Annotated in this window: 11 protein-coding genes and 1 pseudogene; all 12 read left to right on the forward strand. The window is 42.9% G+C overall.

Annotated features, from left to right (window positions below):
• The first annotated feature begins 79 nt into the window (after positions 1-79).
• The 12 genes and pseudogenes from AALI31_RS01820 (at position 80) to AALI31_RS01875 (ending at position 13,074) form a co-directional block, all read left to right on the forward strand.
• Positions 80-148 (forward strand): hypothetical protein, encoded by a 69-nt coding sequence (locus tag AALI31_RS01820; RefSeq protein WP_208913923.1) that lies wholly within the window; start codon positions 80-82, stop codon positions 146-148.
• 3 nt (positions 149-151) lie between these two features.
• Positions 152-1,025: pseudogene (locus tag AALI31_RS01825) on the forward strand (VirB6/TrbL-like conjugal transfer protein, CD1112 family).
• Between the two features lie 12 nt (positions 1,026-1,037).
• Entirely contained in the window at positions 1,038-1,445 is a 408-nt protein-coding gene (locus AALI31_RS01830) for a PrgI family protein (RefSeq protein WP_489884825.1), read from the forward strand.
• Positions 1,393-3,864: a VirB4-like conjugal transfer ATPase, CD1110 family gene (locus AALI31_RS01835; protein ID WP_489884826.1), complete on the forward strand. Its 2,472-nt coding sequence runs from the start codon at positions 1,393-1,395 to the stop codon at positions 3,862-3,864. The genes AALI31_RS01830 and AALI31_RS01835 overlap by 53 nt, the downstream gene beginning before the upstream one ends.
• A gap of 1 nt (position 3,865) precedes the next feature.
• The gene (locus tag AALI31_RS01840) at positions 3,866-6,472 is read left to right on the forward strand and encodes a CD1108 family mobile element protein (RefSeq protein WP_489884827.1); all 2,607 of its coding nucleotides are present in this window, start codon (positions 3,866-3,868) and stop codon (positions 6,470-6,472) included.
• Between the two features lie 18 nt (positions 6,473-6,490).
• Positions 6,491-6,754 (forward strand): hypothetical protein, encoded by a 264-nt coding sequence (locus tag AALI31_RS01845; protein WP_489884828.1) that lies wholly within the window; start codon positions 6,491-6,493, stop codon positions 6,752-6,754.
• Entirely contained in the window at positions 6,729-8,438 is a 1,710-nt protein-coding gene (locus AALI31_RS01850; protein ID WP_489884829.1) for a CD1107 family mobile element protein, read from the forward strand. The genes AALI31_RS01845 and AALI31_RS01850 overlap by 26 nt, the downstream gene beginning before the upstream one ends.
• A 2-nt stretch (positions 8,439-8,440) precedes the next feature.
• Positions 8,441-10,552: a DNA topoisomerase 3 gene (locus tag AALI31_RS01855; protein ID WP_489884830.1), complete on the forward strand. Its 2,112-nt coding sequence runs from the start codon at positions 8,441-8,443 to the stop codon at positions 10,550-10,552.
• A 75-nt stretch (positions 10,553-10,627) separates the two neighbouring features.
• Entirely contained in the window at positions 10,628-10,867 is a 240-nt protein-coding gene (locus AALI31_RS01860) for a histidinol dehydrogenase (RefSeq protein ID WP_489884831.1), read from the forward strand.
• Positions 10,868-10,897: 30 nt separating this feature from the next.
• Positions 10,898-11,119 carry a DUF6019 family protein gene (locus AALI31_RS01865; RefSeq protein WP_489884832.1) on the forward strand — a complete coding sequence of 74 codons (222 nt, stop codon included), beginning with the start codon at positions 10,898-10,900 and terminating at the stop codon, positions 11,117-11,119.
• A 24-nt stretch (positions 11,120-11,143) separates the two neighbouring features.
• Positions 11,144-11,833: a response regulator transcription factor gene (locus AALI31_RS01870; RefSeq protein WP_489884833.1), complete on the forward strand. Its 690-nt coding sequence runs from the start codon at positions 11,144-11,146 to the stop codon at positions 11,831-11,833.
• Positions 11,809-13,074 carry a sensor histidine kinase gene (locus tag AALI31_RS01875; RefSeq protein ID WP_489884834.1) on the forward strand — a complete coding sequence of 422 codons (1,266 nt, stop codon included), beginning with the start codon at positions 11,809-11,811 and terminating at the stop codon, positions 13,072-13,074. Before AALI31_RS01870 ends, AALI31_RS01875 begins: the two co-directional genes overlap by 25 nt.
• Positions 13,075-13,089 lie beyond the last annotated feature (15 nt).

Here is a 13,089-nt window from a genome sequence, read left to right on the forward strand (position 1 = left end):
GATAGGAACGGCAAAATTTTTTACACTTCTACTACTTCTTTATCACACATCAGCAAAATCACAGGGCATCAAGCAGCTTATGAGTGGCGGTGGCATCATCATTGTGGCACAGACGGTAATTCCACAGCTTACCACTCTGTTCTCATAATTCATGGGCGGGATCATTGATAAGATTACTGAATTCATAAAGGAACTGTTGCAGGGGTGGGTGCTGACCAATTTTGAAACCATGTTTACCGATGTCAATGACAAGGTAGGCACGATTGCAGGGGAGGTCAGCAAAACTCCCAGCACATGGAACTCCGTCATTTTTGATATGATAAAAACATTGTCCGACAACGTGATGATTCCCATAGCGGGAATGATCATCAGCTTTGTACTCGTCTATGAGCTTATTTCCATGGTCATTGACAAAAATAATCTGCATGACTTCAATACAGCCATTTTTATCCGCTTTTTTATGAAAGCGTGTATTGCGGTCATGCTTCTTAGCAAGACTTTTGACATTGTAATGGCGGTTATTTGATGTGGGAAGCCATATCGTAAATTCTGCCGCATCAGCGATTACCGGAAGCACCAGTATTGATATGGCAAGTACGCTTCAGACGATGTTCAATGAGCAGTTTTCGGAAATGAGTATAGGCGAGCTGTTGGGACTTGGAATGGAGACCATGATCGTCAGTTTATGTATGAAAATCATGTCAGTCCTTATCACCGTTATTCTTTATGGGCGAATGATTGAAATATATCTTTATGTATCAGTAGCACCTGTTCCCTGTGCAACCGTAACCAACCGGGAATGGGGAACAATAGGAACCAATTATTTTAAGGGACTTTGTGCCCTTGCATTTCAGGGATTTTTTATGATGGTGTGTGTCGCTATCTATGCAGTGCTTGTGGCTGGTGTGGCGGTATCCGACAACCTGCATACGGCACTCTGGTCGGTGGCAGCATATACCGTTATTTTATGCTTTTCACTCTTTAAGACTGGTTCATTATCGAAATCTATCTGGAATGCGCACTAAGGGAGGAACGATATGGCAATATCCGTACAAGTGACGAAGGATTTGTCCGGTATCAAGACAAAAGTGGCACTGAACTTGACAAAGAGACAGATCATCTGTTTCAGCGATGCGGCAGTAGCCGGGGTACCCTTGTATTTTTTAACCAAGGGACTGATCGGAACATCAGCCGCATCACTTCTTATGATGGGAGCAATGCTTCCGTTCTTCTTTTTTGCAATGTATGAGAAAAACGGATTTCCGGCGGAGAAGATTTTGTATTTTATGCTCCGGCAGAAGATACTCACACCGGGCATAAGACCATACCGGTCAGAGAACTTATACAAGCAGTTGGAAGAAAAAGAAAAATTACGAAGGGAGGTTCGTTATCTTGAAGAAAAAGCAAAAGGCAGAACCGGGAAGCCGCAGGAAAAGCAGTTATAAAGGCAATAGCAGGAACAACAGCAAAAGTGGCGGTCTTACCTTTTCAGAAAAGAAGCGTCTTATACAGTTAAAGCATATTTTATCGGGAAAGATCATTGAGAAAGAAAAGCCGACTACCGCACAAAGGACGATCACTTTTGAAAAGATGTTCAGGGACGGTATCTGTCAGGTCAGTCACCATTATTATACAAAGATGGTGGAATTTTTTGATATAAACTATTCGCTTCTGGAAGTAGATGAGCAGGCGGATATACTGGCACAGTACAGTAAGCTCATCAATTATTTTGATCCGTCTGTGAAATTTGAACTGGTGTTATTCAACCGGCAGGTCAACGAGCAGATGCTTACGGAACAGTTTGACATTCCGTGGCAGGAGGATGATTTTAACGACATTCGTGAAGAATATACGGAAATGTTAAAGAATCAGGCGGCAAAGGAAAACAATGGTATCATCAAATCAAAATATCTGATTTTTGGTGTAGAAAGCAACGGCTACAAGGAAGCCAAGAGCCGCCTTAACAACATTGAAAAAGATGTCATACGGAACTTAAACAACATAGGAACCCTTGCGAGGGGACTGGACGGAAAGGAAAGACTGCGCATCCTGCATGAATATTTTAACCAGGATACCATGGAGCCTTTCCGTTTTTCATTTAAGGACTTGGCAGAATCCGGCAAGTCGGTCAAGGACTATATTGCACCGCCGGGATTTGATTTCCGCTATCCGAACCGCTTCAAGTCGAGAAATATGTATGGCTGCGTATCCTATCTGGATATTATAGCTCCGAAGTTTACGGACGAGCTGATCAAGCAGCTTCTTGATATTGATGCCAACCTTACTATCTCCATGCACATGCAGACGGAAGATCCGGTAAAGGCAATCAAGAAGTTAAAAGCGGTCATTTCCGATATCCAGAAAATGAAGATTGAGGAACAGAAAAAGGCAGTCCGGAGCGGTTACGATATGGATATTCTTCCAACGGATATTGTGACCTATGAAAAGGACACGCTGGAATTTCTGGATGACCTGAATACGAGCAACCAGAAGATGATTAACATGACATTCCTTATTACCTGTTATGGCAGAACCAAGCGGGAATTGGAGAGTTTAATGCAGAGGGTGTCCGGTATCATTCAGCAGGCAAACTGTGACCTTAGATGTTTACAGTATTTACAGGAGCAGGGCCTTATGGCATCTGCACCGATTGGGTGCAATGAAACCGGAATTGAGCGTACCCTTTCCACAAAGAGTACCGCAATCTTAGTACCATTCTGCACACAGGAATTGTTTATGCCTGCATCGGCAATCTATTACGGATTAAATGCACTCAGCAACAACATGATTATGGCAGACCGCAAAAGGCTCCGTACACCAAACGGAGTTATCTTAGGTACTCCCGGAAGTGGTAAGAGTTTTAGTGCAAAGCGTGAGATTTTAAGCTGTTTTCTTATCACAAAGGACGATATTATCATCTGCGATCCGGAGGGAGAGTATTTTGCTCTTGTGGCAGCACTACATGGACAGGTGGTAAAACTTGCCACCAATTCCAAAGACTATCTGAACCCTATGGATATACAGTTATCCCATAAGGGGGATAAGGAAGCGTTAAAGCTGAAATCCGATTTTATTATTACTCTGTGTGACCTGATTGCAGGCGGCAAGGATGGATTGCAGAACGATGAAAAAGGTATCATCGACGAGTGTATCCGTCATATTTATGATAAGTATTTTGAAAATCCGGTGCCAGAAAATATGCCGCTGCTGGAAGATTTATATGATGCCCTGTTAGCACACAAAAATCCAAAGGCGGAGCGTATCGCAAACAGCCTTGTGCTGTATGTGCATGGTTCCCAGAATTACTTCAACCACCATACCAACGTAGACAGCGGCAATCGTATCATGTGCTTTGACATCAGAGACTTGGGAAATCAGTTGAAAGAGCTGGGTATGTTAATCGTGCAGGATGCGGTTTGGAACAGGGTATCGCAGAACAGGGAGCGAAAGATTGCTACCCGTTATTACTGTGATGAGTTCCACCTTCTTCTGAAGGAGAAGCAGACAGCTATTTACTCCGTGGAAATCTGGAAGCGTTTCAGAAAATGGGGCGGTATTCCGACAGGTTTGACGCAGAACGTGGGCGATTTTCTTCATTCTGAGGAGATTGAAGGTATTTTGGGTAACAGCGATTTTGTGTATCTGTTAAATCAGAATGCCAAAGATCAGGCAATTCTCGCTGATAAACTGGGACTTTCTGATAAGCAACTTTCCTATGTCACCAACTCCGAGCCGGGAAGTGGTCTGATACTGTTTGACAATGTGGTAATTCCATTTGTAGACAAATATCCGACAGACACCAAGACTTACAGAATTATGAATACCAAGCCGGAGGAATCGGTGCAGAAGGAGGACGCAGTATAAAATGGCAGAAAAAAGACAGAAGAAGCAGGTGGCAAAGGCATTTGAAAAAGAGACATTTTCCAAGGATAAGGAAGTGACTGGAGCAAAACACACAGAACACAGGCAGGATAACACCTTTTCTGTGGAAAACCAGTTTAGTGCCAGCGAGAAGCCTGTGAGCAATCTGCCAAGGGATGCGAACCATGGCAGTCGTACAGGAAAAGCAACTTCTGGTCACAGCATCCAGAAGTCGGAAGCCGAAGCGGAAAAGGCATTCTTAAAGGAAAACAGCTTCATGCAGGAGGAACAGTCAGAAGATTTTGACACGGTTTCTGATAACATGATTGAAAACAAGGTTCATGTCAGGGACACCTACCAACGGTCTGAGGAAAAAGGAAAATATCACAAAAGGCGTGTGCAGAGAGAACACGCACACAGAGAGCGTGCAAAGTCAGAAAATGCAAAGCAGTCCGATTATGGAGATTTTCAGACAAAGGATGCCACATTTTCGCAGGGGCAGACGGAAGAATTTACCGACAGAAAAGTACAGAAGGCTTTTGATAAGTCAGAAAAGAACCGCCGGAAGTTACAGAAGGCAAAGGACAAGATGCCGAAAAAGCGGCAGTATGAGATGAAACGTGTCTTTGATGAACAGACCGGAAAAGCAAAGTATGTGGTGGTTCCGGTGGAAGTGGAGAAGCCATTCAAGCCTGACGGACTTGGGAAAGCTGCGGTTCACAAACTCCAAACCGAAAATATGTATTTTGTGCATCGAAAGATTGCAGAGACAGAAAAGGACAATTCCGCAGTTGAGGGCGCACATAAGACAGAACAGCGGGCAGAAGATGTTTATCATTACATGAAATACCACAGAAAGAGTAAAGCACAGAGAAAGCGTGACCGCCTAGAGCGATTGCAGAAAAAGCAGGTCACAGCAGATATGAAGCTGGAGTATGAGAAATTCATCAGTGAAAATCCACATCTAAAGGGCAACAGTCCTAAGAAGCAGTTACAAAGGCAGCTACAGAAACAGCGTATCAAGCGTGAGTATGCCAAGGCAAGGTGGGCAGGAGCAGAAGCCAAGACTGTAAAGGAAACATTTACAAAGACAGCCAATGTTGCAACCGGGATTGCAAAGAAGTTACAGGAAATTGCCACGAAAAATAAAACACTGATTATCACAGTGGGTATTTTTGCACTTCTGCTCATTATGATCATGTCGGCATTATCAAGCTGCGGTTCCATGTTTACCGGAACTGTGACAACAACGATGGCAAGCACATATCTTAGCCTTCCGGCAGAGATTGATGCAGCAGATTTATCTTTTACAGAAAAGGAAATGGAGCTGCAAAACAAGATTGACCGGATTGAAACTGATTATCCGGGATACGATGAATACGATTATAACCTTGGTGCAATCGGGCATGATCCGTACACACTGATCAGTTATCTTTCCGCAGTCCATACGGAATTTACTGCCGCAGGAATGGAGAGTGAGATTCAGGAATTATTTGATGCCATGTATTCACTTACTACTGAGGAAGTGGAGGAGACACGGACAAGGACAGTCACAAAGACCGGAACCAGAACAGTAACAAATCCGGATGGAACTACCTGTACCGAGGAATACGAGTATGAGGAGGAAGAAGAATATACCGTAACAATTCTTCGTGTCATACTTACGGTCACACCGCTTGAGAGCATTGTTGCTGGACGCATGGACAGCGAGCAGACGGAAATTTTTGGAGCTTATACGGAGACAAAGGGCGGCTTACAGATCTTTGCTTCTCCGATTGATTATTACTGGTATTACTATATCAGCAGTTATTATGGCTACCGGAAAAATCCAAATACAGGAGACGAGGAGCTTCACAGGGGTGTGGATATAGCAGTACCGACCGGAACCATGGTACATGCAGCACATGACGGAACGGTAATAGAAGCGGCTTACGATTCCTACTATGGGAATTATGTGGTGATTACGGACAGCAAGGGATATACCACGAAATATGCCCACATGGACAGCCTGAATGTGTCCGCAGGGCAGAGCGTTAAAAAGGGTGCTAACATTGGAAAAAGTGGCAATACGGGAAGTAGTACTGGAAGTCACCTTCATATCGAGTGTTTGTATAACGGGGAGTATTATAACCCGTTATTTTACTTTGAAGCAGGAGAGCAGACCATTTATGGAGAAACACCGGGCGGCACCGGAGGAGGAGCCGGCAATGTGATACCACCGGAATCTTATGATGATGCAACCGTACAGACGCTTATGCGTGAAGCAAACAGGTATCTGGGAATGCCATACACCTTTGGAGGAACAGCTCCGGCAAATTTTGATTGTTCAGGCTTTGTATGTTGGGTATTTACAAACAGCGGCGTACATAACCTGCCAAGAACCACCGCACAGGGCATTTATGACCAGTGTACTCCGGTATCAACGGCAGACGCAAAGGCAGGGGATATTATCTTTTTTACCGGAACTTATAATGCGGGACGTCCGGTTACACACGTTAGCATTTACTGCGGAAACGGTACGATGGTGCATTGCGGAGATCCAATCCAGTATACCTCAATCAATACCTCTTACTGGCAGAGCCATTTTTATGGTTTTGGAAGATTGAATTAGCGAAGGGAGGAATTATTTTTGTCAGTAGAGCGAATCAATTCACAGCTTAAAAAGGTCAGGGAGCAGATAACACAGCTACAGGCAAAGGAAAAAGACCTTGCAGAGCAGAAACAGATGGCGGAGGATGCCGAAGCCATGAAGATCATACGAAAATATAAAATCTCATCCGAGCGATTGCAGATGCTTAATAAGCTCAGTGAGGATGAAGTCAGAAATTTATTACAGAAACGGGAACAGGAAAAGGAGGATTCGACCAATGAAAATGAAGAAGTTATCCGTTAAGGTACTAATGTCCCTGATACTGTCGGCAATACTTTTTTGTATGCCGGTCGGGGCATTTTTTGCAAACAGGGCAAATACTGTGGAGGTTCATGCGGAGGATACAGCAGAGCAGAAAATAGAAAGTGCGGCAGAGGAAAGCAGTGCAGAAAGCACAGCGTCCGGTAATGATAACAAGGACAGTTCCGGTAGTGGAGAAAATCACACAGAGCAGTCCACAGAGAATACAACGGAAAATTCCACAGAAGGCACAACCGAGGAAACACAGCCTTCCGCAAAATGCATCTGCAAGGAAAAATGCAGTCAGTATGCGGTGGATGAGGATTGTGAGGTGTGTGCAAAGGATTATAAGGAATGTGCTTATATCAATCCGAGCGTAAAAATTACAATCAATACACCTTCTGGGTGGCATAACGATACCACGAAAGTAACAGTCAAGGTGGAGGATACTATTGTATCCGGCAATTTTACCATTCAGACAGTAAAGGCAAAAGTCGGACAGAATGGAAGCTGGACAGATATTACCGAGGATATGTACATAGAGATTTTCGAAAACAGCACCATTTATGTGCAGGTCACAGACCAGAAGGGCAAGACCTACGAGAAAAACCGCTATATCAAGTGCTTTGATTTTACCAAGCCTACCTTAAATGCGGCAGTCAGCGATGGTCTATTGAGTATTCAGGCACATGATACGGATTCCGGTATCAAGGCAATCTATGTCAATGGCTATGAGTTTACGGAGCATACGAATGGAGCCTTGAATATCCGTCTGCAACAGTTCGATTCAGGGTATCAGTATTTCACGATTTCAGCAATGGATAATGCAGGAAATACCTCAGAAATCTATAAAACAGCCAATCCGTATTACACCGATCCGGAGAATAAGGACAGCAATGAAAAAGATTCGGCACAGCAGCTTCCGGTGGATGCGTCAGCAACCAAGCCAAGCTCTGCAACCGCACAGGTCACAGAACATACAAAAACGGATGTGAATGGAAATACAGTTTCCCAGACAGGCAGTGGAGCAACTTCAGGCAGTTCCGCAACAGCAAAGCAGTCTCCAAGTACGGGAGATACTTCTAAGGATGCAGACCAGAGCAGTGACAGCCAGACCACAGAAAAAGGCAAGGAATTTTACACAATCCAGACTGCATCAGAAAAGGTATTTTATCTTGTGATTGATCGTGATGGGGAAGATGAAAAGGTGTATTTCCTTACAGAAGTCAGTGAAAACGACCTGCTGAATACCACAACGGATAACAGCGAGACACTTCCGAAAAACTCTACGGCTTTGGAATCTGCAATTCCTACCAAAGACAGTGTATTGTCAAATAACAATGCAGATACCACAGGAGAGAAAAAACAGGGAACGGAAAGTGTTGAGGGCAGTACCGAAGAAAGCACGGAGGATACAAGTAAGCCGAAAGAGGATACCGCAAAAGCAGATGGTTCCGGCTTTACATATATTTTAATAGGCATTGCTGCGGTAGCTGTGATCGGAGTGGTATATGTTGTGAAGTCCAAGAAGAAAAAGGAAAACTTCATTGATGAGGATGAAGATGAGCTTGACGAGGACTACGATTATGATGACGAGGACGAAGCCGAGCAGGATTCCGATGAAGCATTCTTAAATGGTGGAGACGACAGCGACAACGATAATGATGTAGAAAATGGGGAGGAATAGTGATGGAGCTTGTAATTGCAGAGAAGCCGAGTGTGGCACAGAGCATTGCGGCAGTTCTTGGTGCCACACAGCGTAAGGACGGATATTTGGAAGGCAATGACTATCTGGTATCATGGTGTGTGGGACATCTGGTAGAACTGGCACAGCCGGAAAGCTATGAGGAAGCATGGAAGAAATGGAGCTATGAGAGCCTTCCAATCATTCCGCAGGAATGGCAGCATGAAGCGAAAAGTGATACAAAAGCACAGTATCAGATTTTGAAAAAGCTCATGCATGATGACGGGGTGGACGCAGTTGTGTGTGCTACTGATGCCGGAAGGGAGGGGGAGCTGATCTTCCGCCTGACCTACAACATGGCAGGGTGCAGAAAACCGATGAAGCGGTTATGGATTTCTTCCATGGAGGAGAGTGCTATCCGTGACGGCTTCCATAATCTTCGCCCAGGCAGCGACTATGATAACTTGTATCATTCAGCATTATGCAGGCAGGAAGCAGACTGGCTTGTGGGTATCAATGGAACAAGACTTTTTACGGTATTATATGGCGGTAAGGCATTGAAGGTTGGCAGAGTGCAGACACCGACACTTGCTATGCTGGTGGATCGTGAAAGTAAAATCATGAATTTCAAGAAAGAAGCCTATTATATGACTCACATCATGGGAAATGGTCTGGATGCGGTACTAGAGCATATCAGTGATAAAACGGAAGCAGAAAGAATTGCAGGAGTCTGTGAAAACGGACAGGCTCTTGTCACTTCCGTGGTAAAGGAAGAAAAGTGGGTAGCACCGCCGAAACTCTATGACCTTACCACTCTCCAGAGGGATGCAAACCGTCTGTTTGGTTTTACTGCCAAGCAGACATTGAAATATACGCAGAGCCTTTATGAGAAAAAGTTAGTGACTTATCCAAGAACAGACAGCCAGTATCTTTCCGATGACATGGAAGGTACTTCAAAAAATGTGATCGAAGCGATTTTCAATTCTCTGTTATTTGAGCAGAATATCATGTTCAATCCAGATATAAAAAGGATTTTGAACAGCAAGAAAGTGACGGACCACCACGCAATCATTCCTACCATGGAGATCATCAAGCAGGACTTAAAAGCAATACCGGAGAGTGAGATGAAGATACTTTCCCTGTGTGCCAACCGTCTGCTGTGTGCGACCGAGGAGAAGCACATTTATAATTCCACAAAGGCAGAGCTTACCTGCAATGATACAGTATTTAAGGTATCCGGCAAGGAAGTATGGAAGAATGGATGGAAGGAATTTGAGGATTTCTTCAAAACTTCCTATAAGACCACAGAAGATAAATCAGATGCCGAGGAAGAAAAGAAGCTGCCGGAGCTTTGTGAGGGCATGACGATTGCAGTGGAGCAGACAAAGGTTTCCGAGCATTTCACACAACCGCCAAAACATTACACTGAGGACAGCCTGCTGTCCGCCATGGAGCGAGCCGGAGCAGAGGATATGGGCGATGAAGTGGAGAGAAAAGGACTTGGCACATCTGCCACCAGAGCCGATATCATAGAAAAGCTGGTAAAAGACGGATTTGTAAAGCGTGAGAAAAAGCAGATGATTCCGACAGAGGATGGAATGAAGCTGATCACGATACTTCCGGATGTAGTAAAATCTCCGAAACTGACTGCTGACTGGGAGAATGAGCTTACTCTGGTATCTAAAGGAGAAGTTGCTGCAGAACAGTTTATGTCTGGTATTGAAACTATGGTAAGTGATCTTGTAAAGACCTATCATAGCGTTAGCGATGAGCAGAAAGCCATGTTTGGTGCAGGAAAGAGAACGCAGGAAGTGCTTGGCAAATGCCCGAAATGTGGAGCCGATGTAGTCAAAGGAAAATTCGGAGCGTACTGTACCGGAAAGTGCGGTATGAATGTTGGTAAGGCACTGGGAGTTACACTTTCAGATGCACAGGTCAAGAGCCTGCTTCAAGGGAAAAAGATACTTGTAAAAGGATTAAAAGGCAAGAAAGGCAGCTATGATGCTTATTTGATTCCGGAGAGCATAGAGGAGTTTTCCTATACGAAGGATGGAAAAGAAATCAAGGGATTCCAGTATAAGTTTAAGATAGAATTTCCACCGAAAAAGGACAAATAGAAGAAAACAATTCCAAAATAATTTGTAAGATTTTATCGAAAACTGTCATGTATATAGTGAAGGGAGGACTTTGGCATGAATAAGGAAAAAGAAATAGATATGCTGAAAGAAAAACTTGACTATTATACGTTGGTAGCCACCGATGAGGAATTTGATGCCGAGGAAGTTATAAAAATTGTAAAAAGGCTGGAAGAACTTGAACCGACAGAAGCACCGGAAAAATCTGTCGATGAATTTTTGGACGATTTCTGGAAATATTGCGAGGAACGAGGAAGGGAGGAAAAAATACTAGAAGAATTTCGGAAGCAGAAATAGCTGTATCTATGATGAAAAAAGTGTGGTATTATGAGAGAAAGAAATTTGCAAATCGGAATTGACAGAGGTAATGAAATGTTTGAAGAATTAGGAATTAGTTTTGGCACAGCACTAATCGTCTTACTTGCATTATATTTTATAATTAAGTGGGCGGTCAAAAATGGAATAAAAGAAGCCTATAGGGATATTACAGGGAAAGTCACTACCGAGGATATTGAGGCAGAACAAATATGTAACGAAGAGGAAAAATAGTTAATAAAGAGAGGTGCATATGCTATGCCAGGTATACTCGTGGTTGAAGATGATGAAAATTTAAATCGTGGAATTACATTTTCACTGAAAAAATTCGGATATGAGGTTTTTTCAACAGAATCAGTGAAAAAAGCGAAAAGAATTGCAAGTGATAATAATGTGGATGTTACCATTTGTGATGTGAATCTTCCGGATGGGAATGGACTGGAATTTGTAAGGTGGATGAGATGCAATTATAATACATACATTATTTGTCTTACAGCACTAGATCAGGAGATGGATCAGGTCATGGGATATGAAGCAGGGGCAGATGATTATATTACAAAGCCGTTTAGTCTTTCGGTACTTCTTTTGAAAATAGAAGCACATTTCCGCCGCAGACAGGAGAAAACGGAAGCCGGAAAGATGATTTCGGGAGATATCGTATTTATCGCAGGAGAAATGAAAGTCCTGATAAAGAGTCGTGAAATCAGTCTGACAAAAACGGAGTTGAAAATGCTGACTTTTTTTCTTCAGAATCCGAAACAGATTCTTTCAAAAACACAAATATTGGAAAATGTGTTTGATCTGGAAGGGGATTTTGTGGATGAAAATACAATCGCTGTCAATATCAGAAGACTCCGTGAGAAAATCGAAGACAATCCGGCTGCACCGGTCTATATAAAGAATATCAGAGGTCTTGGGTATATATGGAATCAGGAGGTAAGGCAGTGACAAAGAGATATCGCAAGAAGATTACAGTAGTGCTCTCCTTGGTATTACCTGTCATATTATTGTTTGCAATATTAAATTGCTTTACCACGTATGTGTTTTATGAAGATTATAAATATAAAATAAATCTTATGACAAAGATTGCTGCAAAGGGAGAATTTTCTGGGCTGGATGCTGTTTCGGAATTGCTTAAGGATAAGGATATTGAAACTAACGAACAGGGAAGGCGATTATTGGAGCAATATGGATACTGGGGGAATAAAGGGAATGCATTTTATTCGCAATTCCGGCATCAAGTTATGGTGACCGGTGCTGTAAGCACTGTGATATGCGTGCTTCTTTTGACTTTTTTACTTTATTGGAAGAAAAAAGAAGATGCGTGTCATCAGAAAATTTTAGACCAGTTGGAAGAAATTCTGATCAGATTCCGTGAAAATAAATTTGATGATTTACTGAAAACGGAAAATCATGCAGAACTGGAAAAATTGAATGACCAGCTTGAAGCAATCGGACATCATATTCAGTTGATAAAGGAAGAAGCAAGGGCAGAAAAGGAGAACACGAAAGAAATGGTTTCTGATATTTCTCACCAGTTAAAGACACCGGTTGCAGCTTTGGATACATGTTTTAGTGTGCTGATGCAGAATGACTTAAGTGCCACAGAACAGGAGGAGTTTCGTATCCGTTGTCGGAGTGCTCTGGATGGACTGGAGACATTATTGCAGTCGCTTCTTGAAATATCCAAGATGGAAACTGGACTGATTCAGATTAATAAGAAAAAACTTCCGCTTATGGATACTGTCATATCTGCTGTGAACCGCACTTATCCTAAAGCGGATGAGAAAGAAATTGAATTCGTTTTTGACTATGAAAAAGAGCTGGAAACATGCACGATTATGCAGGATAAAAGGTGGCTTGGTGAAGCTGTGATCAACGTTCTGGATAATGCGGTCAAGTACAGTCCGTGTGGTTCAAAAATATTTATCCGGTTACAAAAAAGAAACTATCTTGTAAGAATGGAAATTGAGGATCAGGGAATTGGTATTCCGCAGAATGAGTATCACAAAATTTTTCAACGATTTTACAGAGGAAGTTCCAAGGAGGTCATGGAAAAGAGTGGTACAGGAATCGGACTTTTTTTATCGAGAGAAATTATCGAAAAACACGCAGGTACGATTACGGTAACCTCCGGCAAAAAGAAAAAAGGAAGCACATTTGTGATTCAATTACCATATGTTGGTTAAATTTTAAGTGAGCAG

Source organism: Anisomitus miae (SeqCode), assembly GCF_054906395.1.

Bases quoted from the DNA above. Each gene is read 5' to 3' on its own strand.
- AALI31_RS01855 (WP_489884830.1), top strand. From the start codon at position 8,441: ATGGAGCTTGTAATTGCAGAGAAGCCGAGTGTGGCACAGAGCATTGCG.
- AALI31_RS01830 (WP_489884825.1), top strand. From the start codon at position 1,038: ATGGCAATATCCGTACAAGTGACGAAGGATTTGTCCGGTATCAAGACA.
- AALI31_RS01840 (WP_489884827.1), top strand. From the start codon at position 3,866: ATGGCAGAAAAAAGACAGAAGAAGCAGGTGGCAAAGGCATTTGAAAAA.
- AALI31_RS01860 (WP_489884831.1), top strand. From the start codon at position 10,628: ATGAATAAGGAAAAAGAAATAGATATGCTGAAAGAAAAACTTGACTAT.
- AALI31_RS01865 (WP_489884832.1), top strand. From the start codon at position 10,898: ATGAGAGAAAGAAATTTGCAAATCGGAATTGACAGAGGTAATGAAATG.
- AALI31_RS01870 (WP_489884833.1), top strand. From the start codon at position 11,144: ATGCCAGGTATACTCGTGGTTGAAGATGATGAAAATTTAAATCGTGGA.
- AALI31_RS01875 (WP_489884834.1), top strand. From the start codon at position 11,809: ATGGAATCAGGAGGTAAGGCAGTGACAAAGAGATATCGCAAGAAGATT.
- AALI31_RS01850 (WP_489884829.1), top strand. From the start codon at position 6,729: ATGAAAATGAAGAAGTTATCCGTTAAGGTACTAATGTCCCTGATACTG.